At 70.8% G+C, this 25,456-nt stretch carries 21 protein-coding genes; 16 read left to right on the forward strand and 5 right to left on the reverse strand.

Annotation, left to right across the window (positions count from 1 at the left end; all coding sequences use genetic code 11):
- The 8 genes from NGJ44_RS01710 to NGJ44_RS01745 form a co-directional block, all read left to right on the forward strand.
- A partial coding sequence (locus tag NGJ44_RS01710; RefSeq protein WP_286012345.1) for a UDP binding domain-containing protein occupies positions 1–308 on the forward strand: 308 nt, incomplete at its 5' end.
- A gap of 13 nt (positions 309–321) precedes the next feature.
- Positions 322–1,347 (forward strand): SDR family oxidoreductase, encoded by a 1,026-nt coding sequence (locus NGJ44_RS01715; RefSeq protein WP_053246562.1) that lies wholly within the window; start codon positions 322–324, stop codon positions 1,345–1,347.
- Between the two features lies 1 nt (position 1,348).
- Positions 1,349–2,698: a murein biosynthesis integral membrane protein MurJ gene (murJ, locus tag NGJ44_RS01720; protein ID WP_251862920.1), complete on the forward strand. Its 1,350-nt coding sequence runs from the start codon at positions 1,349–1,351 to the stop codon at positions 2,696–2,698.
- Positions 2,699–3,853 (forward strand): glycosyltransferase family 4 protein, encoded by a 1,155-nt coding sequence (locus NGJ44_RS01725; protein ID WP_251862921.1) that lies wholly within the window; start codon positions 2,699–2,701, stop codon positions 3,851–3,853.
- A 15-nt stretch (positions 3,854–3,868) separates the two neighbouring features.
- Positions 3,869–5,800 carry an asparagine synthase (glutamine-hydrolyzing) gene (gene asnB / locus NGJ44_RS01730; RefSeq protein ID WP_251862922.1) on the forward strand — a complete coding sequence of 644 codons (1,932 nt, stop codon included), beginning with the start codon at positions 3,869–3,871 and terminating at the stop codon, positions 5,798–5,800.
- Between the two features lie 3 nt (positions 5,801–5,803).
- Positions 5,804–6,946, forward strand: coding sequence for a glycosyltransferase family 4 protein (locus NGJ44_RS01735; RefSeq protein ID WP_251862923.1), 1,143 nt, complete (start codon positions 5,804–5,806; stop codon positions 6,944–6,946).
- Positions 6,943–8,130 (forward strand): glycosyltransferase family 4 protein, encoded by a 1,188-nt coding sequence (locus NGJ44_RS01740; protein WP_251862924.1) that lies wholly within the window; start codon positions 6,943–6,945, stop codon positions 8,128–8,130. The genes NGJ44_RS01735 and NGJ44_RS01740 overlap by 4 nt, the downstream gene beginning before the upstream one ends.
- A gap of 89 nt (positions 8,131–8,219) precedes the next feature.
- Positions 8,220–9,353 (forward strand): glycosyltransferase family 4 protein, encoded by a 1,134-nt coding sequence (locus NGJ44_RS01745; protein ID WP_251862925.1) that lies wholly within the window; start codon positions 8,220–8,222, stop codon positions 9,351–9,353.
- 12 nt (positions 9,354–9,365) lie between these two features.
- Here the strand turns inward: NGJ44_RS01745 and pgi are convergent, their stop codons facing one another.
- Both pgi and NGJ44_RS01755 read right to left on the reverse strand, forming a co-directional pair.
- On the reverse strand, positions 9,366–10,925 hold the full coding sequence (pgi, locus tag NGJ44_RS01750) for a glucose-6-phosphate isomerase (protein ID WP_251862926.1): 1,560 nt from the start codon (positions 10,923–10,925) through the stop codon (positions 9,366–9,368).
- 5 nt (positions 10,926–10,930) lie between these two features.
- Positions 10,931–12,322 carry a phosphomannomutase/phosphoglucomutase gene (locus NGJ44_RS01755; RefSeq protein WP_251862927.1) on the reverse strand — a complete coding sequence of 464 codons (1,392 nt, stop codon included), beginning with the start codon at positions 12,320–12,322 and terminating at the stop codon, positions 10,931–10,933.
- Positions 12,323–12,608: 286 nt separating this feature from the next.
- On the opposite strand from NGJ44_RS01755, the gene NGJ44_RS01760 reads away from it, so the two are divergent.
- The 5 genes from NGJ44_RS01760 to NGJ44_RS01780 all read left to right on the forward strand — a co-directional run bounded on the left by NGJ44_RS01760 (position 12,609) and on the right by NGJ44_RS01780 (position 17,730).
- On the forward strand, positions 12,609–13,250 hold the full coding sequence (locus NGJ44_RS01760) for a BPTD_3102 family carboxylase-like protein (RefSeq protein ID WP_251862928.1): 642 nt from the start codon (positions 12,609–12,611) through the stop codon (positions 13,248–13,250).
- 144 nt (positions 13,251–13,394) lie between these two features.
- The gene (locus NGJ44_RS01765; RefSeq protein WP_251862929.1) at positions 13,395–14,810 is read left to right on the forward strand and encodes an FAD-binding oxidoreductase; all 1,416 of its coding nucleotides are present in this window, start codon (positions 13,395–13,397) and stop codon (positions 14,808–14,810) included.
- Positions 14,811–14,848: 38 nt separating this feature from the next.
- Positions 14,849–15,556 (forward strand): response regulator transcription factor, encoded by a 708-nt coding sequence (locus tag NGJ44_RS01770; RefSeq protein ID WP_053244996.1) that lies wholly within the window; start codon positions 14,849–14,851, stop codon positions 15,554–15,556.
- Positions 15,553–16,881, forward strand: a complete 1,329-nt coding sequence (locus NGJ44_RS01775) for a sensor histidine kinase (RefSeq protein WP_251862930.1) — start codon at positions 15,553–15,555, stop codon at positions 16,879–16,881. The genes NGJ44_RS01770 and NGJ44_RS01775 overlap by 4 nt, the downstream gene beginning before the upstream one ends.
- A 54-nt stretch (positions 16,882–16,935) precedes the next feature.
- On the forward strand, positions 16,936–17,730 hold the full coding sequence (locus tag NGJ44_RS01780) for a phosphatase PAP2 family protein (RefSeq protein WP_235489606.1): 795 nt from the start codon (positions 16,936–16,938) through the stop codon (positions 17,728–17,730).
- Here the strand turns inward: NGJ44_RS01780 and NGJ44_RS01785 are convergent.
- A complete protein-coding gene (locus NGJ44_RS01785) occupies positions 17,693–18,619 on the reverse strand; it encodes an SMP-30/gluconolactonase/LRE family protein (RefSeq protein ID WP_251863065.1) in 927 nt (308 codons plus the stop codon). The two genes, NGJ44_RS01780 and NGJ44_RS01785, sit on opposite strands and share 38 nt — an antisense overlap.
- 151 nt (positions 18,620–18,770) lie before the next feature.
- On the opposite strand from NGJ44_RS01785, the gene NGJ44_RS01790 reads away from it, so the two are divergent.
- The 3 genes from NGJ44_RS01790 to yihG all read left to right on the forward strand — a co-directional run bounded on the left by NGJ44_RS01790 (position 18,771) and on the right by yihG (position 22,646).
- Positions 18,771–19,499 (forward strand): FadR/GntR family transcriptional regulator, encoded by a 729-nt coding sequence (locus NGJ44_RS01790; RefSeq protein ID WP_251862931.1) that lies wholly within the window; start codon positions 18,771–18,773, stop codon positions 19,497–19,499.
- 190 nt (positions 19,500–19,689) lie between these two features.
- Positions 19,690–21,582, forward strand: coding sequence for an LTA synthase family protein (locus tag NGJ44_RS01795; RefSeq protein ID WP_053244989.1), 1,893 nt, complete (start codon positions 19,690–19,692; stop codon positions 21,580–21,582).
- Between the two features lie 161 nt (positions 21,583–21,743).
- Positions 21,744–22,646, forward strand: a complete 903-nt coding sequence (gene yihG / locus NGJ44_RS01800; RefSeq protein ID WP_053244990.1) for a 1-acylglycerol-3-phosphate O-acyltransferase, YihG family — start codon at positions 21,744–21,746, stop codon at positions 22,644–22,646.
- 25 nt (positions 22,647–22,671) lie between these two features.
- Here the strand turns inward: yihG and fahA are convergent, their stop codons facing one another.
- Positions 22,672–23,991 carry a fumarylacetoacetase gene (fahA, locus tag NGJ44_RS01805; protein ID WP_053244991.1) on the reverse strand — a complete coding sequence of 440 codons (1,320 nt, stop codon included), beginning with the start codon at positions 23,989–23,991 and terminating at the stop codon, positions 22,672–22,674.
- Between the two features lie 118 nt (positions 23,992–24,109).
- A complete protein-coding gene (hmgA, locus tag NGJ44_RS01810; protein ID WP_053244998.1) occupies positions 24,110–25,408 on the reverse strand; it encodes a homogentisate 1,2-dioxygenase in 1,299 nt (432 codons plus the stop codon).
- Positions 25,409–25,456: the final 48 nt, after the last annotated feature.

A 25,456-nucleotide genomic window follows, 5' to 3' on the forward strand; every position in this document is an offset into this window, starting at 1 on the left:
TCAAGGAGAACTGCCCGGACCTGCGCAACACGCGGGTGGTGGACATTGTGCGCGAGCTGGGCGAGTACAACGTGGACGTGGACGTGTACGACCCGTGGGTGGACCCGCAGGAGGCGGTGCACGAGTACGGCATCACGCCGGTGAGCCAGCCGGCCCAGGGCAAGTACGACGCGGTGATCCTGGCGGTGGCGCACCACCAGTTCGCCGAGCTGGGCGCCGAGGGCATCCGCAAGCTGGGCAAGCCCGAGCACATCCTGTACGACCTCAAGTACGTGCTGCCGGCCTCGGCCTCGGACCTGCGGCTGTAAGGGGGGCGCACGCATGACGACCCGTTTCCAGACCGTCCTCGAAGAACTCTCGGCCACGCCGCGCAAGTGGCTGGTGACCGGCTGCGCCGGCTTCATCGGCTCCAACCTGCTCGAAACCCTGCTCAAGCTGAACCAGACCGTGGTGGGCCTGGACAATTTCGCCACCGGCCATCAGCGCAACCTGGACGAGGTGCAGGGCTCGGTGAGCCCCGAGCAGTGGGCCCGCTTCACCTTCATCGAAGGCGACATCCGCGATCTCGACGCCTGCCGCCGCGCGGCCGAGGGCGTGGATTTCGTGCTGCACCAGGCCGCCCTGGGCTCGGTGCCCCGCTCGCTGAAAGACCCGATCACCACCAACGAGGTGAACATCGGCGGTTTTCTCAACATGCTGGTGGCCGCGCGCGACGCCCAGGTGAAGTCCTTCGTCTACGCGGCGTCCAGCTCCACCTACGGCGACCATCCCGCGCTGCCCAAGGTCGAGGAGAACATCGGCAAGCCGCTGTCGCCCTATGCCGTAACCAAGTACGTGAACGAGCTGTACGCGGATGTGTTCGCGCGCTCCTACGGCTTCGAGAGCGTGGGCCTGCGGTATTTCAACGTGTTCGGCAAGCGCCAGGATCCCAATGGCGCCTATGCCGCCGTGATTCCCAAATGGACCGCGGCCATGATCCGCGGCGAAGACGTCACCATCAACGGCGACGGCGAGACCAGCCGCGACTTCTGCTTCGTGGAAAACGCCGTGCAGGCCAATCTGCTGGCCGCCATGGCGCCGCCGGAAGGCCGCAACCAGGTCTACAACGTGGCGGTCAGCGGCCGCAGCACGCTGAACCAGCTTTTCGACTTCCTGGTGCAGGCGCTGGGCAAGCAGGGCGTGCCGTACGGCAAGAAGCCGGTCTATGGCGAATTCCGCGCCGGCGACGTGCGCCATTCGCAGGCCGACGTGAGCAAAGCCGGCCGCCTGCTCGGCTACCAGCCGACGCACACCGTGCTGCAGGGTCTGGAAGTGGCCATGCCCTGGTATACGCAATTCCTGCGTTGATTTGAAAGCCCTCATCCGCAGATTCGGCGCCCTGCACCCGGACCACCTGCGCATATTCAAGGGCGCGTTCCGGGTGGCCGTGTTCCTGGTGCTGGGCAAGGCCGCCGGCGCCGTGAAGGAAATGGCGGTGGCCTACCGCTACGGCGTCAGCGACGCCGTGGACGCCTACCAGTTCACGATGACCATGGCCACCTGGCTGCCGGTCACCATCGTGGGCGTGCTGTCGGTGGTGCTCATCCCCGTGCTGGTGCGGCTGCGCCGCGCCGAAGCGGCCGAGCGCGAGCAGTTCATCCGCGAGCTGCAGGGCTGGGTCGCCGCCGCCGGCGTGGCCCTGGCCCTGATCACCTGGCTGGCGTGGCCCTACGTGCTGGGCTGGCTGGGGCAGGGGCTGTCCGAGCGCGTGGGCCGCATGACCGGCGAGCTGCTCGTCGCGTTCGCGCCGGTATCCGCGCTGCTGCTCGTGGCGGGCATCAGCGCCGCGCGCCTGCGTTCCCACGAGCGGCACGTGAACACCCTGCTGGACAGCGTGCCCGCCGTGGCGACGCTGGCCTGGGTGATGCTGGCCGCCGGCGCCCAGGGCGTGGGGCCGCTGCTCTGGGGCACCCTGGTCGGTTATCTCATCCAGACCGCGTGGCTGGCCTGGCTCGCCGCGCGCGCCGACGGCGGTTTCTGGGGCGCGCCGCGGCTCACGCTGCGTTCGCCGCACTGGCCCGAGCTCATGAGCGCGGCCGGCGTCATGCTCATCGGCCAGGTGGCCATGAGCTTCGTCGGGCCGCTGGACCAGTACGCGGCCGCCCGGCTGGGCTCCAACGCCAATGCCATGCTGGGTTACGCCAGCCGGCTGCTGTCCCTGCTGCTGGGCATCGGCGCCGTGTCGGTGGGGCGGGCCGCGCTGCCCGTGCTGGCCGACGTGCAGAGCCGGGGCGACCGCGCGCGCGCGCGCAGCATGGCGCTGAAGTGGTCCGTGCTCATGGTGGGCGCGGGCGCGGCGGCGGTGGCCGTGGGCTGGGTGCTGGCGCCGTGGGGCGTTTCCGTGCTGTTCGAACGCGGCGCCTTCACCGCCGCCAATACCCAGGCCGTGGCGCATGTGCTGCGCTGGGGCCTGCTGCAGTTGCCGTTCTATTTCGGCGTGCTGATCCTGGTGCAATTGCTTGCCAGCCAGAACCGCTACCGCATCATGGCGGCCATCGCGGTGGGCAATTTCGCGCTGAAGGCCGTGCTCAACATGGTGCTGGCGCCGCGCATGGGCGCGGCGGGTATCATGCTGGCCACCAGCCTGATGTATGTGCTGTCGTATCTGTGCTACCTGGCGGCGGTGTGGCGCAGGGAAACCCTAGACGAGGCTGCCTGAATGTCCCAGTCCGCGCCTTCCGCTCCGGGCGCCCGTCCCCTGCGGGTGCTGATCTTCATCCATTCGCTGCACGGCGGCGGGGCCGAGCGCGTGGCGGCCGACCTCAGCGCCCACTGGGCCGAGGCGGGCCGCGAAGTCATGGTGGCGACGCAGGCCGACGCCCGGGACGACGCCTACAGCTTGGATCCCCGCGTGCGGCGGGTGGTGCTGGGCACGGCGGGCGAGGGCGGCGGCCTGCGCGGCCTGCTGGCCAACGCGCGCCGCGTGCGCGCCCTGCGCCGGGTGCTGCGCGAATTCCGCCCGGACATCGTGCTGGGCATGATGACCACGGCTTCCATTCTCGCGGTGCTGGCGGCGGCGGGCCTGGGCTGCCGCGTCATCGCCACCGAGCACACGCATCCGCCGTCACAGACGCTGTCGGGTTTCTGGCAGCGGCTGCGCCGGCTGACCTATCCACGCGCCGCGCGGGTGGTGGCGCTCACGCGCGGCACCGCCGACTGGCTGGAAAAGCACGTGCCGGGCTCGCGGCTGGCCGTCATCCCCAATCCGGTGCACTGGCCGCTGCCGCAGGGCGAGCCCCGGCTCGCGCCGCCCGCCGCGCCGCAGCGCAAGCGCCTGCTGGCCGTGGGGCGGCTGCATCCCGACAAGGGGTTCGATCTGCTCATCGACGCCTACGCGCGGCTCGCGCCTTCGCATCCCGACTGGGATCTGGTTATTCTGGGCGAGGGCGACGAGCGCGCCGCCCTGCAGGCGCGCATTGCCCAGGCCGGGCTGGAGGCCCGCGTGAGCATGCCCGGCCGCGCCGGCAACGTGGGCGACTGGTACCGCAGCGCCGACCTTTACGTGCTGACCTCGCGCTTCGAGGGGCTTTCCAATACGCTGCTCGAATCCATGGCGAGCGGCCTGGCCGCCGTCGCCTTCGACTGCGACACGGGGCCCCGCGAAATCATCCGGCCGGGCGTAGACGGCGTGCTGGTGCGGCCCAACGGCGACGTGCCGGCCCTGTGCCAGGCATTGGACGCGATAATGCGCGACGATGCCGCGCGCCAGCGCATGGCGCAGGCGGCCACGGCGGTGCGCGAACGTTTTTCGGCCGCGCGCGTGCTGCGGCTGTGGCAGGACCTTTTTGACGGCGCGCTCCAGCGCCGCGGATAACGAGAAAACCCGATCATGTGTGGAATCGTCGGAATTTGGGGCCCCCTGGCCAACAAGGAACAGGCGCTTTCTGAAAGCTGCCGCCGCATCCGCCATCGCGGCCCCGACAGCAACGGCTACTGGGAAGACCCCGAGGCCGGGCTCGCGCTGGCGCACGTGCGCCTGGCCATCCTGGACCTCACCGAGGCCGGCCACCAGCCCATGACCTCGGCCTGCGGCCGCTACGTCATGGTGTTCAACGGCGAGATCTACAACCATCTGGATATCCGCTCGCAGCTCGAGAAGTCGGGCCTGGCGCCGGCATGGCGCGGCCATTCCGACACCGAGACGCTGCTGGCGGGCTTCACCGCCCTGGGCGTGGAGAGCACGCTGCAGGCCGCCGTGGGCATGTTCGCCATCGCACTCTGGGACCGCGCGGCGCGCAAGCTCGTGCTGGCGCGCGACCGCATGGGCGAAAAGCCGCTCTATTACGGCTACTCGGGCGCCAACCTGGTGTTCGCGTCGGAGCTGAAGGGGCTGATGCCCATCCCCGGCTTCGGGCGCAACCTGAACCGCAATGCGCTGGCGTCGTTCATGCGGCACAACTACATCCCGGCGCCGCAATCCATCTACGAAGGCATCGCCAAGCTGCCGCCGGGATGCTGGGTGGAGTTCACCGCCGACGACACGCGCAGCCGCCGCATGCCGCAGCCGCGCGCCTACTGGTCCGCGCGCGACGAGGCCGATACCGCCTCGCAGTCGCTGCTGTCCTTCGATTCCGACGAGCAGGCCGCCGATGCGCTCGAGCAGGTGCTGTCGCGCTCGGTGGCGGGCCAGATGCTGTCGGACGTGGCGCTGGGCGCGTTCCTGTCGGGCGGCATCGATTCCTCCACCATCGTCGCGCTGATGCAGGCGCAGAGCGCGCAGCCGGTGCGCACCTTCGCCATCGGCTTTCACGAGAAGGGCTACGACGAGGCGCAGCACGCCAAGGCCGTGGCCACGCACCTGGGCACCGACCACACCGAACTGTACGTCACCGCCGAAGATGCGCTGGCCGTGGTGCCGACGCTGGCGGACATGTACGACGAGCCCTTCGCGGATTCGTCGCAGATTCCCACCTCGCTGGTCACGCGCATGGCGCGCCAGCACGTCACGGTGGCGCTGTCGGGCGACGGCGGCGACGAGCTGTTCGGCGGCTATTCGCGCTATTTCCGCGTCAACCGCTGGTGGGACCAGATTTCCCGCGTGCCCGGCCTGCTGCGCCATCCGGCCGGCGCGCTGCTCTCGGCTTCCACGCACCTGCCGGGCCGGGGCGCCTGGCGCGGCAAGGTCGGCAAGCTGGGCGAGCTCATGCGGGCCGGTTCGCGCGAAGAGTTCTACCGGCTCTTCGTGTCGTACTGGTCGGATCCCGCGCAGGTGGTCAAGGGCGGCGTCGAGCCGCCCTCGGAATTCGCGCGCACCATGAAGGGCTCGACCTTCGAGTCCATGATGAAGCTGGACACCATCACCTACCTGCCCGACGACATACTCGTCAAGGTCGACCGCGCCGCCATGGCGGTGAGCCTGGAGACGCGCGTGCCGCTCATCGACCACCGCGTGTACGAATTCGCCTGGAGCCTGCCGCACCGCTACAAGGTGCGCGGCAATACGGGCAAATGGCTGCTGCGGCAGGTGCTGTACCGCCATGTGCCGCAGGCGCTGGTCGACCGGCCCAAGCGTGGCTTCGCGGTGCCGCTGGCGGCCTGGCTGCGCGGCCCGCTGCGGGAATGGGCCGACGCGCTGCTCGACCCCGCCCGGCTGCGCCAGGAAGGATGGTTCGAGCCCGAGCCCATCCTGCGCAAGTGGCGCGAGCACCGCTCGGGCCATCGCAACTGGGACAGCCACCTGTGGGGCGTGCTCATGATGCAGGCGTGGCTGGACCGCTACCGCGGCGGCGCGGATCAGGGAGGATCGGCCGGGGGCCGTTGAGGCATGAAGATATTGATGCTGGTCAGCTCCATGCATGCGGGCGGCGCCGAGCGCGTGGCGGCCACGCTGGTCAACGCCTGGGCCGAGCGCGGCGACGACGTCACCCTCACGCCCACGTACTCGTCCAAGGGCACCTGCTTCTATCCGGTTTCCGAGACGGTGAGGCTGGCGTGGCTGGCCGACCTGGCGGGCACGAGGGCCTCCGGCGCGCGCGGCGCGCTGCGGCGGCTGGCGGCGCTGCGCAGGCACATCCGCGACACGCGGCCCGACGTGGTGGTGTCTTTCCTGACCAACGTCAACGTGGCCGCCATCCTGGCCACGCGCGGGCTGGGCGTGCCGGTCATCGTCTGCGAGCGCACCAATCCGGTGGCGGAAACGACCACCGGGTCCACGTGGCGCCGCCTGCGCCGGCTGCTCTATCCGTATGCCGACATGGTCACCGTGCAGGCCGAGGACACGGCGGGGCCGTTTGCGCGGCAAGTGCCCGGCATCAAGCGGCTGGCCGTCATTCCCAACCCCTTGCCTGCGCCGCTGCTGGACGCGCCGCGCGTGGCGCTGCGCGACGAGGGGCCGCGCGCCCTGCTGGCGATGGGCCGGCTGGTGCCGGACAAGCAGTTCGACCTGCTGATCGACGTGTTCGCCCGCCTGGCGCCGGACTTTCCGGAATGGAGCCTGCGCATCTGGGGCGAGGGCCCCGAGCGGCCCTCGCTGCAGGCGCAAGTGGCGCGGCAGGGCATGCAGGACCGCATCAGCCTGCCGGGCCGCACCGAGGCTCCGTGGGACGAACTGGCGCAGGGCCAGGCTTTCGTGCTCAGCTCCCTGGTGGAAGGTTTTCCCAATGTGCTGCTCGAAGCCATGGCGCTGGGCCTGCCCTGCGCGGCTTTCGACTGCCCCAGCGGCCCGCGCGAGATGACCCGCGATGGGCAGGACGCGCTGCTCGTGCCGGCCGGCAACCGCGACGCGCTCGGCGCCGCCTTGCGGCGCCTGCTGGGCGAGCCGGCGCTGCGCCGCCAGCTCGGCGAGCGCGCCGCCGGCTCGGTGCGCGAACGCTACGCCCTTTCCAGCGTGCTCGCGCACTGGGATCTGCTGTTCGAGGAAGTGGGGGCGCTGGGCCCGCAAGCCGTGCGCGAGCAGGTGGCGCCATGAGCGCGGGCCTGCCGACCGGAGGCGCGCCCGCGGCCGCGCCGCTGCGGGTGGTGCACGTCATTACCGGATTGGGGCAGGGCGGGGCGGAATCCGTGCTGTTCCGGCTGGCCACCTACCCCGGACAGGCCGTCGAGCACATTGTGGTGTCGCTCACCGACGAAGGGCTTTACGGGCCGCGCCTGCGCGAGGCCGGCGTGGCCGTGCACGCGCTGGGCATGCCGCGCGGGCGCGTCACGGCGGCCGGGTTCCTGGCGCTGCGCCGGCTCATCGCGCGCGCGCGGCCCGACGCCGTGCAAACCTGGATGTATCACGCCGACCTCATCGGCGGCCTGGCCGCGCGGCTGGCCGGCGTGCGCGCCGTGGCCTGGGGCATCCGCAACTCCGGCGCCCACCTGGAGCGCAGCAGCCGCTCGGCGCGCCTCGTGCTGCGAGCCTGCGCCCTGGTGTCGGGCTGGCTGCCGCGGGCCATTGTCTGCGCGGCGCAGAAGGCCGCCGAGCGCCATGCGGCCAAGGGATACCGGCGCGACCGCATGGTGGTCATCCCCAACGGCTACGATCTTTCCCGCTACACGCCGGACGCGCAGGCGGGCCGGCGCGCCCGCGCCCAGTGGGGCCTGGATGGCGAAGCGCCCGTCATCGGCTGCGTGGCGCGCTGGGATCCGCTCAAGGACCACGCCAACCTGCTGCGCGCCGTGGCCGCGCTGGTGCGCGACGGGCGCGATGCCGGCCTGCGCTGCGTGCTGATCGGCCGCGGCATGACGCCGGACAACCCCGAGCTGGCCGCGCTGCTGGACAAGCTTGCGCTGCGCGAGCGCGTGGTGCTGGCCGGCCCTACCGACGACGTGCCCGCCGCCATGAACGGGCTGGACCTGCACGTGCTGGCGAGCTGCGCCGAGGGTTTTCCCAACGTGGTCGCCGAGGCCATGGCTTGCGGCGTGCCCTGCGTGGTCACCGATGTGGGCGATGCCGCCTACATCGTCGACGGCGCGGGCGCCGTGGTGCCGCCCGAGCAGCCCGAGGCGCTGGCTCGCGGCATCGAGGCGGCCCTGGGCGAGGTGGCCGCCAAGGGCCGGCAGCGTGCCGGCGAGGCCGGCAGGGAGCGGGTGATGGCGCTTTTCGACCTGGCCCGCATGGTGGAGCGCTACGCCGGCGTGTGGCGGAACATCGCGGGAGGAAAGGCATGAGCCCGGCGGACCGTCCCACAGACGAATATCGGCGTGCGCGGCACGAAGGCGACGCCGGGAGCGGGTCCCGGCCCGCCGCGGGCGATTCCATGAACGCGGGGCACAGGCTGCTCTTCGTCGTCAACAACCCGGCGTTCTTCATGTCGCACCGCGCCCCGGTGGCGCTGGCGGCCCGGCGCGCCGGCTACGAGGTCCACGTCGCCACCATGGACGGCCCCGCCGTGGCCGAGATCGAGGCGCTGGGCATGACCCACCACGTCATTCCCATGACGCGCAGCGGCAAGCATCCGCTGCAGGAGCTGGCCACGCTGGCGGCGCTGCTGCGGCTCTTTCGCCGGCTGCGTCCGCGCGTGGTGCATCTGGTGACGATCAAGCCCGTGCTCTACGGCGGCATCGCCGCGCGCCTGGCGCGCGTGCACGGCATGGTGGCCGCCATTTCCGGGCTGGGATTCGTGTTCCTGTCCCGCTCGTTCAAGATGCGGATGGTGCGCGCCGTGGTGGCGCGCCTCTACCGCATCGCGCTGGGGCACCCGAACAGCCGCGTGATTTTCCAGAACGCCAGCGACCGCGACCTGCTCAAGTCGCTGGGCGCCGTGCGCGACGAGCAGGTGGTGATGATACGCGGCGCCGGCGTGGACCTGCGGGCCTGCCGCGCGCTGCCCGAGCCGCCCGAGCCGCCCGTGGTGGCCACCATGGTGGCCAGGCTGCTGCGCGACAAGGGCGTGCGCGAGTTCGTCGAGGCGGCCCGCCTGCTGCGCGAGCGCGGCGCGCCGGTGACCATGCAGCTCGTGGGCGGCGTGGACGCGGGCAATCCCGCCTCCGCCACGCCCGAGGAAGTGGCCCGGTGGCAGCAGGCGGGCTATGTGCGGGCGCTGGGCGAGCGCAGCGACGTGGCGGATCTCTATGCGGCCTCGCACATCGCGGTGCTGCCCTCATACCGCGAGGGCCTGCCCAAGTCGCTGATCGAGGCCGCGGCCTGCGGCCGCGCGGTGGTCACCACCGACGTGCCCGGCTGCCGGGACGCCATCGAGCCGGGCAAGACCGGGGTGCTGGTGCCGGTGCGCGACGCGCAGGCGCTGGCCGAGGCCATCGCCCGCCTGGCGTCCGACCCCGCCGGGCGGCAGGCCATGGGCGCGGCGGGCCGCGCCCTGGCCGAACGCGAGTTCGACATCGAAAAGGTGGCGCGCACCCACGTGGCGCTCTACGACGAGCTCGGCGCCTGAACCGGCGGGCGCTCAGCCGCGCCGGGCGATGGCGTCGATCCAGTAGCGCGTGGAGGGGTCCTGCGACGGGGCCTGCGGCGCGCAGGCGTCCAGTTCCTTGATGATGTTCTTGGCGAGCGTCTTGCCGAACTCCACGCCCCACTGGTCGAACGGATTGATGCCCCAGAGCACGCCCTGGGTGAAGACCTTGTGTTCGTATAGCGCCAGCAGCGCGCCCAGCGTGTAGGCATCCAGGCGCGGCAGCACAATGAGGGAAGAGGGCCGTCCGCCCGGGTGCACGCGATGCCGGGCCAGCAGGCGCGCGCGGGCGGGGTCGCTTTCGACGGCGGAAGTCTCGGCCAGGGCCTCTTCGTAGGTCTTGCCCCGCAGCAGGGCCGCGCGCTGCGCCAGGCAATTGGCGATCAGCAGTTCGTGATGGCACGCATAGGCGTGGTCGGGCTGCTCGCAGAGAATGAAGTCCACCGGCGCGCCGGCGGCGTCCTGGTGCAGCCACTGGAAGAACGTGTGCTGGCAGTCGGTGCCCGACATGCCCCACACCGCCGGTCCCGTGGGCACGCCGCAGGGGCTGCCGTCGCGCGTGGCCACCTTGCCCAGCGATTCCATTTCCAGTTGCTGCGCCCAGGGCACGATGTGGTAGAGCCGCGAGTCGTAGGGCGCGATCACCAGCGAGTCGTAGCCCAGCACGCTGCGGTTGGCCACGCCGGCCAGGGCCATCTGCGCCGGCGCGTTCGCGGCCAGCGGCGCGTGCCGGAAGTGCTCGTCCATGGCGGCCGCGCCCGCCAGCAGGCGGTCGAACGTGTCGGCGCCCAGCGCCAGCGCGATGGGCAGGCCGATGGCCGACCACAGCGAATAGCGGCCGCCCACCCAGTCCCACATCTGGAAAATGCGGTCGGGCGAGATCCCCAGGTCCAGCGCCGCCTCGACATTGGCGGTAATGGCCACCACCTGCCGCACGGGGTCGGCCACGCCGGCTTCGCGCAGCCAGTTCATGGCGACTTCGGCATTGGCCAGGGGTTCGGTGGTGGTGAAGGACTTGGAGGCCACGATGACCAGGGTGTCGTGCGGATCCAGCCGGCTCATGGCGTCGGCCACGGCGTGCGAATCGACGTTGGAGGCGAAACGCACCTCGCGGCGCAGTCCCTCGTGGCGCAGCGCGCGCGTGACCAGCCGCGGGCCCCAGTCGCTGCCGCCGATGCCCAGGTGCAGCACGCAGCGGTAACGGCCGGCGGCATCGGCCTCGCGCACGAACTGGCGCAGGCGTTCGCGTTCGCCCAGCACGGCGCGCGCCACCATGGCCGGCGGCTCGGGCGAACGCAGCGCCGTGTGCCAGGCGGGGCGCTGCTCGGTCCAGTTGGCCGGGCCGCCGTCGAACAGCGCGGCGCGCGCGGCGTCGAAATCCTGCTGCGCCAGCAGGGCGGCGCCCGCTTCGCGCAGCTCGTCCGAGCCGGCCTGGGCGCTGAGGTCCAGACGCAGGCCCGGCGCATCGATGATGCGCAGCTCGCTGCCGTTGCGGTCGGCCGACAGGGCCGCCGCGCGGAACCGTTGCCAGGCTGGACTTTGGGACAGGGACATGGGCTTCAGAAAGGCAGGGCGGCGTCGGGGGCGAGCTTGGTCAGTTCGCGCCGGAAGTCGGCCTGGATGCGCGCCAGCGCCTGCGGCGTCTGCGCCTCGAAGCGCAGCACCACGACCGGCGTCGTGTTGGAGGGGCGGGCCAGGCCGAAGCCGTCCGGGTACTCGGCGCGCACCCCGTCGATGGTGATGACGCGCAGGGCGTCGGGGAACTGGCCGTTTTCCTGCAGCGCGCGCACCAGGGTGAAAGGCTGGCCTTCTTCCATCTCGAGCTTGAGCTCGGGGGTGGAGACATCCTGCGGCAGGGCCTCCAGCACCGTGGAAGGATCGGCGTGGCGCGAGACGATCTCGAGCAGCCGCGCGCCGGTGTACAGGCCGTCGTCGAAGCCGTACCAGCGCTCCTTGAAGAAGATGTGGCCGCTCATTTCGCCGGCCAGCGGCGCGCCCGTTTCGGCCAGCTTGGCCTTGACCAGGGAGTGGCCGGTTTTCCACATGAGCGGCTCGCCGCCTGCGGCCTGCACCGCCAGGCCCACGTGCCGGCTGCACTTCACGTCGTAGATGATGGTGGAGCCGGGATTGCGCTCCAGCACGTCGCGCGCGAACAGCACGAGCTGGCGGTCGGGCCAGATGATCTGGCCCGACTTGGTGACCACGCCCAGGCGGTCGCCGTCGCCGTCGAAGGCCAGGCCCAGCTCGCAATCGGTGTTGGCCACGCAGTCGATCAGGTCGCGCAGGTTCTTGGGCTCGGCGGGATCGGGATGGTGGTTGGGGAAATTGCCGTCCACCTCGCAGAAAAGCTCGGTGACTTCGCAGCCCAGCGCGCGGAACAGCCGCGGGGCGAGGGCGCCCGCCACGCCGTTGCCGCAATCGACGGCGATTTTCATGGGACGGGCCAGTTTCACGCCGCAGGCCACGCGGGCGACATACGCGGCCACCAGGTCGAGCTGGCGGCGCGTGCCGACGCGGAGTCCTGCGGCCTCCTGCGGCGCGTTCATGGCGGCGGCCAGGGCCTGCACGTCGTCGCCGTACAGGGCGCGACCGCCCATCATCATCTTGAAACCGTTGTACTTGGGCGGATTGTGGCTGCCGGTAATGGCCACGCCGGAGCCCGTCTGCATGACGTGGGCCGCGAAGTACACCAGCGGCGTCGGCACCTGGCCGATGTCCAGCGTATCCACCCCGCCTTCCAGCATGCCTTCCTGGAGGGCCGTGGACAGCATCTCGCTGCTCAGGCGGCCGTCGCGGCCGACCACCAGCGTCTGCACGCCCTCGGCGCGCGCGCGGGCGGCCAGCGCCGCGCCCAGGGCGCGGGCAAAGCGGGCGTCAATCATGTCGGGGACGGTTCCCCGGATGTCATAGGCCTTGAAAACCGAGCTGGGGAATTGAGACGAGTCACCCACGACGATTCCTTGTTCTGTGGCGCGATGGCGCTGGTTGGTGAATATGCATGCGGCAAATGGGGATTATCCCCCATCGCAAGGGGGACATCATCGTCCGGGCGGCGTAAGCCGGATTTCCGCCTCGGCGGGCGCCGTTCCGGTGCGCGGGGCGCGGCCGCCCGGCCCCGTTCCGGTGCGCGTCGGGGCGGCGCGCGGGGCAGCGGGGCCGATGCGCCAATGGCATAAAATTTGCTCGTCGTCCGAAGGTGATACGCTTGCCATGCAAGCAGAAAGACCGGGAGGGCCTATGGGTGCCAACGTTTCCACCGCCATGTCGTCGGGAACCGCCAGGAGAAGGCGGGGCCCGCCCACCGACCATGCCGGACCCGCCGCGGGCGGAGAGCGCAGGCTCGACATCCACGTTTACGATGCGGCCGACGGCCGGCCGGTCACGGGCCGCGCCTGGGAGCGCTGCGTCTGGCGCGATGCGCGCGTGCTGATCGCCGAATGCCCCGCGCCGCACCTGCCCGTCTCCATCGAGAACGCCCTGCGCGCCATTGCCGCCCGCATCGCGCGCGACCTGCAATGGGAGGGCCTGGGCACGGTGTCGTTCGCGCTGGACGACCGCAGCGGCGTGTTCCGCGTGCTGGGCGCGCAGGCCGTGCCGCGCTCGGGCTCCGCGCCCGCCGAAGACGGGCCCGCCGGTCCCCTGGCGGCGGCGCATGCGCTGGAGCTGCGCATCGACAACCAGGCCGACCGCCGCCTGCCGCCCATGCGCATGCTGGTCTGCGGCGCCACGCGCGGCGAGGCGCTGCGGCGGGCCCACCGCGCGCTTTCCGAGATGCCGGGCCCGGCCGTGGTCGACCGCGCCTTCCTCATGAACCTCATCGCTTCGCGCGCCTTCTGCTCCGGCCTGACCGGCACCCGGCTGGACCGGGTCGTGGGGTAGGGCCGCGCCCGCTTACGCGGCCTCCGCCTCCTCGAAGGACCGCAAAAGAGCGGCCCGCCGGGGAGGCCGCGCTACTACTACAATAGGCCGCACATCCCTCGTAACGCGCCCGGACGGGTCCGGGCCCAACACTGTGCGGCGTCCATGACTTTGCTGAGCGAATTGCAGGCCCTGCTGGGGGCATCCCATGTGCTGACCGGCGAAGATGCCGAATCCTATGTGCAGGACTGGCGCCGCCGCTACCGTGGCGCGGCCCTGGCGGTGATTCGCCCGGGTTCCACGGAAGAGGCGGCGGCCGCGGTGAAGCTCTGCGCCCGGCACGGCGCGCCCATCGTGCCGCAGGGCGGCAACACGGGCCTGTGCGGCGGGGCCACGCCCGACGGCTCGGGCAGCGCCGTGCTGCTTTCCACCGCACGCCTGAACCGCGTGCGCGCCATCGACACCGACAACGACACCATCACCGTGGAGGCGGGCTGTGTGCTGCAGGCCGTGCAGGAGGCCGCGGCGCAGGCGGGCCGGCTGTTTCCGCTCAGTCTGGCCGCCGAGGGAAGCTGCACCATCGGCGGCAACCTGGCCACCAACGCCGGCGGCACGCAGGTGCTGCGCTACGGCAATACGCGCGACCTGACCCTGGGACTGGAAGTCGTCACCGCCGAAGGCGAAATCTGGAACGGCCTGCGCGGCCTGCGCAAGGACAACACCGGTTACGACCTGCGCGACCTGTACATCGGCAGCGAAGGCACGTTGGGCGTCATCACGGCCGCCACGCTGAAGCTCTTCCCGCGGCCCGTGGCGTCCTGCACCGCGCTGCTCACGCTGGACAGCATCGACGACGCGGTGGAGCTGCTGTCGCGCGCCCGCGCCGGGTTCGGCGCTTCGCTGACCGGCTTCGAGCTGATGGGCGGCGATTGCCTGCAGGCCGTGGTGCGCCTCTTCCCGCAGCAGCGCCTGCCGTTCGAGGGCGAGTCCGCCGCTTCGCCATGGTTCGCGCTGCTCGAGCTTTCCGACAGCGAAAGCGAGGAGCATGCGCGCGAGCGCTTCGAGACGGTGCTGGGCGAGGCCATCGAGGCAGGGCTCGTCAAGGACGCGGCCATCGCGGCCAATGTGGCGCAGAGCAAGGCGCTGTGGCACTTGCGCGAGAGCATCCCGCTGGCCGAGGCCGAACTGGGCAAGTCGGTCAAGCACGACGTCTCGATTCCCATTTCCGCCATCGCCGGCTTCGTGCACAAGACCAACGCGCTGCTGCAGGCGCGCTTTCCCGGCGTGCGGCACGTGATCTTCGGCCACCTGGGCGACGGCAACCTGCACTACAACGTCGCCAGCGCGGCGGGCCAGACCGAAAGCGAGCTGCTGGCGCTGCAGAGCGAAATCTACGGCGTGGTGCACGACAGCGTGCAGGCGCACGCCGGGTCGATCAGCGCCGAGCATGGCGTGGGCCAGCTCAAGCGCGACGAGTTGCCGCGCTACAAGAGCGCGGTGGAGCTGGCGCTCATGCGGCGCATCAAGCGCGCGCTCGATCCCCAGGGCCTGATGAATCCGGGCAAGGTACTGCAGGCCTGAGCGTCCGCGGCGTCACGTCGGAAGCCACGCGCATGTCCATGAACCCCGCTCCGGGCGCCAACCATCGCATCCTCATCGTCGAGGACGACGAGGTCATCGCCGGCAACCTGTACACGTTTCTCGAAGCGCGCAAGTTCCTGCCCGACGTGGCGTACAGCGGGCCGGCGGCGCTGCAGCGGCTGGCCGAGCAGCATTTCGATGCGGTGATCCTCGATATCGGGCTGCCGGGCATGGACGGCAACGCCGTGCTGCACACCCTGCGCAACGACCGGCGCCAGGCGGTGCCGGTGCTCATTCTCACCGCGCGCGACAGCCTGGACGACAAGCTGGCCGGCTTTTCGCACGGGGCCGACGACTACCTCACCAAGCCTTTCGCCCTGCTCGAAGTGGAGGCCCGGCTGCTGGCCCTGATCCAGCGCGCCCGCGGCAATACCGTGCAGGCGCTGCGCACCTGCGGTCCGCTGCAGTACGACACCGGCAGCGGGCAGGCCACGGTGCACGGCAGGCCGGTGCGCCTGACGCGCAAGGCCGCCCAGATACTGGACGCGCTGCTGCGCGAGCCCGGCCGCGTGGTGTCGCGCGAGGAACTGGAGTCGGCGCTGTGGGGCAACGACCCGCCTTCGTCGGATGCGCTGCGCAGCCAGGTCCACCTGCTGCGGCGCGCGCTGGCCGAGGCCGGCTTCGACGGCATCGAGACCCTGCACGGCACGGGCTGGCGCCTCAACCCGCAGGGAGAAGGCGCATGACTCGCGTGGCCGGCGGCACGCTGACCCAGCGTGTCGTCTGGGCGCTGACGGGCACGGTCGCCCTGTTCGTCACGGCGCTGGCGCTGCTCGCCTATCTGACCTTCGACCAGATGGAAGACGATCTGGTCAACGACATTCTCAACACCGAAATGGACCGCCTGGTGCAGCACGCGCGCAGCGGCGACGAGTTCCTCCCGCAGCGCGGGGCGCGCGAGCTGGGCGGCTCCATGCGCGCCTGGCTCAAGGCCGACGGGCAGTCTCCCCCGGGCATCCCCGCGCAGATCCTGGCGCTCGACAACGGCCTGCACCTGCTGGAAACAGCCGAGTACACCTGGCACGTCATGGTGGCCGATACCGGGCGGGGCAAGGTATATCTCATGTACGACGCCTCCGACAACGAGCAGCGCGTGCGCGACTTCGGCCTCTTCGTGCTGGGCGTGGGCGCGATCTGCGTCGTGGGCGCGTATGCGCTCTCGCGCCGCGTGGCGGCGATCGCCGTCGGCCCGCTGCTCGAACTGACCGACCGGCTTTCCACCTGGGCGCCCGGCTCGCCCGACCTGGCCGTCACGCGCGACGACGAGGCGGGCCGCCTGATCGAAGCCTTCAACCGCGTCCAGAACCAGGTGGACCGCTCCATCGCGCGCGAGCGCGAATTCGCCGGCAACCTGAGCCACGAAGTGCGCACGCCGCTGGCCGCCATACGCTCCGACAGCGAGCTCATGCTGCTCATGCAGGACCTGGCGCCGGGGCAGCGGCAGCGGCTGGAGCGCATTGTCGATTCGGTGGACGACGTGATCGTGAGCCTGGAGACGGCGCGCGCCATGGCGCGCGACCAGCTCCGTGCGCCCGAACCGGTCGACCTGGCCGCCTGCATGCAGGACGCCTGGCGCGGCTACGAGGCCATGGCGCGCGCCGCCGAGCTGCGGTTCGAGAACCACATTCCGGAAGGCCGCGTGCGCGAGCTGGACCGCTACGCCCTGCTGACGGTGCTGCGCAACCTGGTGCGCAACGCCGTGGAGCACGCCGCTCCGGCCACGCTGCGCGCCAGCCTGACCGCGCAAGGCGCGCTCGAATTGCGCGACGACGGCCGCGGCATAGACAGCGCCGACCTGCCGTTTCTTTTCCGCCGATACTACCGCGGACGCCTGCGCGACGCGGGCGGCGCGCAGGCCGGCGATTCGGCCCGGGGCCTGGGGCTGGCCATCGCCAAGCGCGTGTGCGACATGCAGGGTTGGAGCCTGACGGTGGCCTCCGAACGCGAGGGCGAACGGCACGGCACCTGCTTCTGGCTGGACCTGGACGGCGCGACGGACCGGCGGGCCTGAGCGCCGCGTCTCATTTGACGAATATTCGACTGCGGCGCGGGTACGCTGCGGGGCATGTCCGCGGCGCCTGCCGCGCTTTCCACGACCATCCCGCCGCCCATGCATCCGCTTTCCGCAGCCGCGCCGACACGCGCCTTCTACACGCTTACCCACGTGCTGGGCATTCCGCTGCTGCTCGCCTGCGCGGCGTGGCTCGCCGCCGCGAGCGGGCTGGACATGCGCATCGCCCGCGCGCTGTACGATCCCGCGCTCGACGGCTTTCCGCTGCGCGCCCACCGCTGGCTCGAACTGTTCGGCCACCGGCTGGCGCTGGCCCTGCCCGTGGGCATGGCGCTCATCGCGGTCGCCCTGGCGGCGGCGGGCAGCCGGATCGCCGCCTGGCGGCCGCTGCGCCGGCCGGCCCTGGCGCTGGCCCTGACCTGTATCGCGGGGCAGGTGCTGGTGCATGTGCTCAAGCATCATACGACCATGCCCCGGCCGTATGACCTGGCGACGCTGGGCGGCAACACGCCGTACCCCGGATTCTGGTGGACCTGGGCGCGCGCCTATGCCGGCGGCGCGCTGCCCAGCGGCCACGCGGGCGCCGGCTATTCGATGCTGGCGCTGTATTTCGCGGGCTGGTCGCGCCAGCGCCGGGCGCTGCGCTGGGGCGGGCTGGCGCTGGGCCTGGCCGCGGGCCTGGGGTTCTCGGCGGTGCGCATCCTGCAGGGCGCGCATTTCCTGAGCCAGACGCTGTATTCGGCAACCCTGCTGTGGCTGCTGGCGGCCGTGTTTTTCTACCCGCTCATCGTCGCGCCGCCGCGCCAGGCCGCTACCGACGCGCCGCGCACGCATCCGCATCCGGGCTGACCGGCCCGCCGTCGGGGCCGCCGGCGGCTTCCGGCAGTCCCCGCACGCCGGGCCGCAGGGCGAACACCGCGCCTTCCAGGCTGTCGGGCGGGCTGGACGGCGGCCGGATGGACGTGACGAACAGTGTGTCCATGCCGGCGCCGCCGAACGCGCACATGGATACGTTGCGGGCGGGCACGTCCAGGCGCCGGTCCAGCCGGCCATTGGGGGTATAGCGGTAAATGCGCCCGGCCTCATTGCCGCAGATCCAGTAGCAGCCTTCGGCGTCCACCGCCGCGCCGTCCGGATGCCCCTCGGGCAGGGCGGGAATGAAGATCTGGCGGTTGCGGGGTTCGCCGGTTTCGGCGTCGCAATCGAAGCGCCAGACCCTGCTGCGGGTCGGATGCGAGTCGGACAGGTACATGACGCGGCCGTCCGGGCTGAACGCCAGCCCGTTGGGAATGACCAGTCCGTCGAGCACCGCGCGCAGGCCGTTTGCGTCGTAGCGATAGAGCCGCCCGGCGGGGCTGGCCAGCGCCGTTTCCATGACCATGGTGCCGGCCCAGAAACGCCCCTGGCGGTCGCGCCGGCCATCGTTGAAACGCATGCCCCGCGCGCCATGCGCCACCGGCGCCAGCAGGCGGGGGACGCAGGCGGCTCCCCGGCGCAGCGGGCCGCAGGCGTAGAGGCCGTCTTCCATGGCGAGCAGCCAGCCCGCATCGCGCATGGCGATGCAGCCTGCCATGCGCGGCAGGTTCCAATGCGCCAGGACGCCGCCGTCGGGCTTCCAGCGCCACAGGGTCTTGCCGGGGATGTCGGTCCAGTAGAAAGCCTGGTCGCCGGGGCGCCAGACCGGGCTTTCGCCCACGCCGCAAAGCAGCGTTCCTATGCGTTCGGCCGGGCTGTGCATGGCGGCAGGCTCGAAGGAGATGCGCGGCGGCGCGGGCCGGAAAACCGCCTGCCGCGCCGCGCGGCGCGTCATCGCGTGACGTGCCGAAAAGTATAATGAGCGCAAAATTTTGCCGTCAAGCAGCGGCCCCTCCGCTTTCCGGAACCCCCAAATGACCGCTCCCGCCGATACGCCCGCTTCGCCGCCGCGCCGTCCCCGAAGCCTGGCGCAGGGGCTGGTGGAAGCGCTCTCCGAGCGCATCCGGTCGGGCGGGCTGCGGCCCGGCGAAAAGCTGCCCACGGAATCCGGCATCATGCGCGAGTTCGGCGTGAGCCGCACCGTGGTGCGCGAGGCGCTGTCGCGGCTGCAGGCCAGCGGGCTGGTCGAGACGCATCACGGGGTGGGCACCTATGTGCTCGAACCCAGCGGCGGCGCCGATTTCCGCGTCGATCCCGCCGACATCGCCACGGTGCGCGACGTGCTCGTCCTGCTGGAGCTGCGCATCTGCCTCGAAAGCGAGGCGGCCGGCCTGGCGGCGGCCCGGCGCAGCGGCGAGCACCTGCGGGCCATGCGCCAGGCGCTGGACGACTTCAAAACCGCGCTCGACGCCGGCGGCGACACCATCACGCCCGACTTCCGCTTCCACCTGCTGGTAGCGCAAGCCACCGAGAACCGCTATTTCGCCGACCTCATGTCGCACCTCGGTTCGGCCATCATTCCGCGCACCCGCATCAATTCGGCCCGCTTCGCCCAGGAAGACCGCGGCGTCTACCTGGCGCGGGTGAACCTCGAGCACGAGGACATTTACGGCGCCATCCTGCGCCAGGACGCCGAGGCCGCGCGCGCGGCCATGCGCACGCACCTGAGCAACAGCCGCGAGCGGCTGCGCCGGCTGGCCTAGGGCGAACACGCCCTGGAACTGGCGGCGCTCCGGGCGGGGAGAACCGTCCCCCATTGACCCGCTCCGAACCGCGTTAATCTTGCCGGTTTGGACTTTGGACGCATAGCGGCATGAGCGGTATCGTGGTTTGGCAGGACAGGGCGGAAACGCCGGCGCGGGGCGCGGCTCCGCATGGGGGGGAGGATCGCGCATGCGCCGCCTGACCTTGCGTTTTGTGGTGGCGGTGCTGGCGCTGCTGACCTTGTCCCGCCTGGGGCTCGCATTCTGGATGTGGGACCGCGTGCAGGCGGCCGGCGGGCTGTGGCCGCTGATGCTGGGCGGGCTGCGCATCGATCTGTGCCTGCTCTGCATGGTGGCGGCGCTGCCGGCCGTGCTGTCGCCCTGGTTCGGCCACCGCGCCGGGGCGGCCGCCGCCACGGCATGGTGGTTCCGCGCCTGGTGGATGCTCTACGTGTTGCTGGAAGTCTCCACGCCGCAGTTCATCGCCGAATACGACACGCGGCCCAATCGCCTCTACTTCATTTATCTGCTCAACCCGCGCGAAGTGGGCTCCATGCTCTGGGAAGGCTACAAGGGCGTGCTGCTGGCGGCTTTTGTGGCGTTGGCGCTGGCCGCGTGGCTGTCGCTGCGGCTTTTCCCGACCCGGCTGCGCGACCCCGCCATGGGGTGGTGGAAGCGGCCCGCGGCGTCGGTGCTGATTCTCGCGCTGGCGGTGCTGGGCGCGCGCGGCACGCTGGAGCACCGGCCGCTCAACCCCGCCAAGGTCGCCTTCAGTTCCGACGCCATGGTCAATGCGCTGGCGCTTAATTCGCTCTACAGCGTGTTCGACGCCGCCTACCGCATGCGCGACGAGCGCTCGTCGGCGGCCATGTACCCCAGGATGCCGGTCGACGAAATGAACGCCATCGTGCGCGCCGCGGCCGGCCTCGACGGGCCGCCGCTCGATCCGCGCTACCCCAGCCTGCACGAGCAGAAGGCCAGCGTGCGGCGCGACCGGCCGCTGAACGTGGTCATCATTCTCGAGGAGAGCCTGGGAGCCCAGTACGTGGGCAGCCTGGGCGGCAAGGATCTCACGCCCAACCTCGACCGCCTGGGCCGGCAGGGCTGGATGTTCCACCGCGCCTATGCCACCGGCACCCGCTCGGTGCGCGGCATCGAGGCCGTGACGGCGGGATTCCTGCCCACCGTGGCCGACGCCGTGGTCAAGCTGCCGCGCGCGCAGACCGGTTTTTTCACGCTGGCGCAGGTGCTGGGGCGGCACGGCTACCATTCGCGCTTCGTCTACGGCGGCGAATCGCACTTCGACAACATGCGCGCGTTTTTCCTGGGCAACGGCTTCGACGAAGTGGTGGACCGGCCGAAGTTCCAGAACCCGGTCTTCGAGGGTTCGTGGGGCGCGTCGGACGAAGACATGTTCACGCAGCTCGACCGGCTGCTGCGCGCCGACGGCGACCGGCCGGTGTTCACGCTGGCTTTCTCGGTCAGCAACCATTCGCCGTGGGAGTATCCGTCAGGCCGCATCGAGCCGGTGGGCGACCCTGCCTCGGTGGACAACACGGTGCGCTATGCCGACTGGGCGCTGGGGCAGTTCTTCGACAAGGCGCGCCAGGCGCCGTACTGGAAGAACACCGTGTTCCTGGTGATCGCCGACCACGATTCGCGCGTGTACGGTTCGATTCCCGTGCCGGTGCGGCATTTCCGGATTCCCGCCCTGATCCTGGGCGCGGACATCGCGCCGCGCCAGGACGAGCGCATCGTGAGCCAGATCGACATGGCGCCCACGCTGCTGTCGCTGATCGGCCTGGACAACGTCAACCCCATGCCGGGCGCGGATCTCACGCGGCGCGATCCCGGCCGGGCCATCATGCAGTACGCCGACAATTTCGGCTATCTGAAAGGCGAGCGGCTGGTGGTGATCGAGCCTTCCAAGCCGCCGCGCCAGTTCCGCTACGCGGCGGCGCCGGTGGGGCAGGACGAGACTTACGAATCCGTGGCGGCCGACCCGGGCCTCGGCAAGGAGGCGCTCGCCCACGCGCTGTGGGCGAGCTGGGCCTATCGGGAGGAAAAGTACCGCCTGCCTTGAGGCCGGCTTGATCCCGCGCAAGCCGCTTTACGCGCGGGAGACGCAAACTGGCGTCCATGACGTTTCCAGATCTGCCCCCGGACGCGGCCCGCGCTCCCGCCGCCATGCCAGGCCACGCAGGCAAGCCTGGCGGGTCTTTACCGCAACGCCGCGCCTGGCCCGTGCCGCGCGGCCGGCTTGCCTGGATCACCGGCGCGCTCAGCGTGCTGCTGCTGGGCGCCAGCACGATCTTCTGGTGCCTGCTGCTGTTCCCCGTGGCGTTGCTCAAGCTGCTGCTGCCCTGGCCCGCGGCCAGGCGGCGCATCGATCCGGTGCTCAACGGTATCGCGACGGCATGGGTTTCCGGCAACGCCGGCTGGTTCGCGCGCATCCAGCGGGCGGACTGGGACATCCAGGGCAATACCGGCCTGCGCTACGCGGACTGGTATCTGGTCAACTGCAACCACCAGTCGTGGGTGGACATCTTCGTGCTGCAGTATGCGCTGAACCGGCGCATCCCCCTGCTGAAGTTCTTCCTGAAGCGCCAGCTAATCTACGTGCCGGTGATCGGGCTGGCCTGGTGGGCGCTGGACTTCCCTTTCATGAAGCGCCACGGCAAGAGCGACCTGCGCCGCAATCCGGCCCTGGGGCGCCCGGACCAGGAGGCCGCGCGGCGCGCGTGCGAGAAGTTCTCGCTGGTGCCGACCAGCGTGATGGTGTTCGCCGAAGGCACGCGCTTTACCGAGGCCAAGCGCGCGGCCCAGTCTTCGCCGTACCGCCATCTGCTCAAGCCCAGGGCGGGCGGGCTGGCCGTGGCCCTGAATGCGATGGGCGCGCGCTTTCGCTCGATGATAGACGCCACCATCGCCTACCCGGAAGGCATACCCAGCTTCTGGGACCTGGCCTGCGGCCGGGCCGGGCGCGTGGCGGTGCGCATGCGGCAGCTGCCGGTGCCGCCGTCATTCTGCGACGGCGATTACACCGCAGACAAGGCGTTCCGCACGGCGTTCCACCAATGGCTCGGGCAGCAGTGGCAGGCCAAGGACGACGAGATCGAAACGCTGACGGCGCGCCGCGCTGCCTGATCGCGGGCGCCGCCGCCTTCCGGGATCAGGTCCGCGCCGGCAGCACGGTGCCCGAGCTTTCCCCGAACCCGATCCGCGGGTAACCCGCCTTGACGCATTCGGCGCGGATGATGATCTGGTCGCCGTCTTGCAGGAAGGCGCGCGTTTCGCCCCAGGGCAGTTCGACGGGCGATTTGCCGCCCTGCGAGAGCTCCAGCAGCGAGCCGGCTTCGGAAGGCTGCGGGCCCGACAGCGTGCCCGTGCCCAGGAGGTCGCCCGGCTGCAGGTTGCAGCCGTTGACCGTGTGGTGGGCGATGAGCTGGGCCACGTTCCAGTAGGCGTCGCGGAAGTTGCTGCGCGACAGGCGCGCGGGCGGCTGCTTGGCGGCGCGCGATTTCTCGGTGGTGATCAGCACTTCCATCTGCACGTCGTAGGCGCCGCGCTCGCGGTTGGCCTCGGAGGCCAGGTAGGGCAGCGGCTGCGGGTCGGCGGCGTCGCGCTTCCATTGCGTGCGGAAGGGCTCCAGGGCCTCCATGGTGACGATCCACGGCGAGATGGTGGAGGCGAAGTTCTTGGACAGGAACGGGCCCAGCGGCTGGTATTCCCAAGCCTGGATGTCGCGGGCCGACCAGTCGTTCAGGATGCACAGGCCGAACACGTGGGAATCGGCCTGGGCCAGCGGAATGCGTTCGCCCTGGGCATTGCCGGCGCCCACGAAAATGCCCAGCTCGAGCTCGTAGTCCAGCCGCGCGCAGGGGCCGAATTGCGGCGTCTCGCCTTCGGCGGCGGGGCGGGTCTGGCCCACGGGGCGCGGAAATCGCTGGTTCACGCCCACGCTGGAAGCGCGGCCGTGGTAGCCGATGGGCACCCACTTGTAGTTCGGCAGCAGCGGATTGTCGGGGCGGAACTGCCTGCCCACGGCGGTGGCGTGGTGCACCGAGATGTAGAAGTCGGTGTAGTCGCCGATGCGCGCGGGCGCGGTGTATTCGGCGTCGGCCTGCGCCACCAGCAGCGGCTCGATCTCGGCGCGCAGGGCCGCGCCTTCCCGCAGCGCGCGCGACAGCGCCAGGCGCAGGGCGCTCCAGTGCGCCTGGCCCAGCGCCATGAGCGCGTTCAGGCTGTCGCCCGCGCACGCGGCCAGCGCCTCGCCGGCCCTGCCGTCGAAAGGCTTGCGCGCGGCCAGCGCGGCCAGGTCGAGGATCTGGTCGCCGATCGCCACGCCCGGGCGAAAGGCTTCCTGCGAGCCGGCACGGCGAAACACGCCGTAGGGCAGGTTCTGCACCGGGAAATCGGAAGTTCCGGTATTGGCGCTGGCGACCCAGCTCTTGAGGGACGGGTCGTGGGTTTCGTTGATGGAAGTGCTCATGCGTGTCTCGCTCAGTGTGTTTATGGACGCGCCGCCGGCGCGGGGCGGAAAAGCCGGAAAAAGCCAAGCGGCGATGGGCTTGCGCCCATCGCCGCGGCTCGTCCGGACGCGCAGGCAGTCACGCCTTGCGGGGATCGAAATGCTTCTTGATGTCCTGCCAGCAGCGGTAGTAGTCGCCCTGCAATTCTACCGAGGCCAGGGCCTGCCCGGTCGGGCGGATCACGCGCCGGGTTTCGAACATGAAGGCCATGGTGTCGCGGATATAGTGGGCCTTGCTGGTGTCGGCATGCGACGCCTTTTCGAAGGTTTCGGCGTCGGGGCCGTGGCCGCTCATGCAATTGTGCAGGCTGGCGCCGCCCGGGGCGAAGCCTTCCGCCTTGGCGTCGTACACGCCCTGGATAAGGCCCATGAACTCGCTGGCCACGTTGCGGTGGAACCAGGGCGGACGGAACGTGTCTTCCATCGCCAGGATGCGCGGCGGGAAGATGGCGAAATCCATGTTCGCGGTGCCCGGGGTGTCCGAGGGCGCCGTGAGCACGGTGAAAATGGACGGGTCCGGGTGGTCGAAGCTGATCGAGCCGATGGTGTTGAAGCGGCGCAGGTCGTACTTGTAGGGTGCGTGCGTGCCGTGCCAGGCCACCACGTCCAGCGGCGAGTGGTCGATGGCGGCGCGCCAGAATCCGCCCGTGAACTTGGCGATCAGCTCGAAATCGCCCTCCACGTCTTCGTACCAGGCCACGGGGGTCTGGAAGTCGCGCGGATTGGCGAGACAGTTCGAGCCGATGGGCCCGAGTTCGGGCAGGCGCAGCGCCGCGCCGAAGTTCTCCAGCATGTAGCCGCGCGCCGCGTCGTCGAGCAACTCCACGCGGAAGCGCACGCCGCGCGGGATGACCGCGATCTCCAGCGGTTCCAGGTCGATCAGGCCCAGCTCGGTGGCCAGGCGCAGGCGTCCCAGCTGCGGCACCAGCAGCAGCTCGCCGTCGGCGTTGTAGAAGTAGCGGTCCTTCATCGAGCGGTTGGCCGCGTACAGGTGGATGCCCACGCCGCTCTGCTCGCCGGGACCGCCGTTGCCGCCCCAGGTTTTCACGCCTTCGATGAAATCGGTGGGCGCGGCGGGCAGGGGCAGCGGGCTCCAGCGCAGTTGGTTCGGCGTGACCGGGCCCGTGCCGAAGTCGCTCAGCCAGCCGGGCGCGCCGTCGAACGCCTCGAAGGGCTTGTGCTGCGCGCCGGGGCGGATGCGGTACAGCCAGGAGCGGCGGTTTTCGCTGCGCGGCGCGGTAAAGGCGGTGCCCGATAGCTGTTCGGCATACAGGCCGTACGGGCATTGCTGGGGCGAATTGCGGCCGACGGGCAGGGCCCCGGGCAGCGCCTCGGTGGCGCAATCGTTGCCGAAGCCGGTCTGGTATTTCAGTTCCATGGGTTCCTCCTGGGCGGCGGCGCGGTGCATGGCCGCGCATTACGGTGT

Origin of the sequence: Achromobacter sp. Marseille-Q4962, assembly GCF_943737005.1 — a bacterium.
GTDB lineage: Bacteria > Pseudomonadota > Gammaproteobacteria > Burkholderiales > Burkholderiaceae_B > Achromobacter.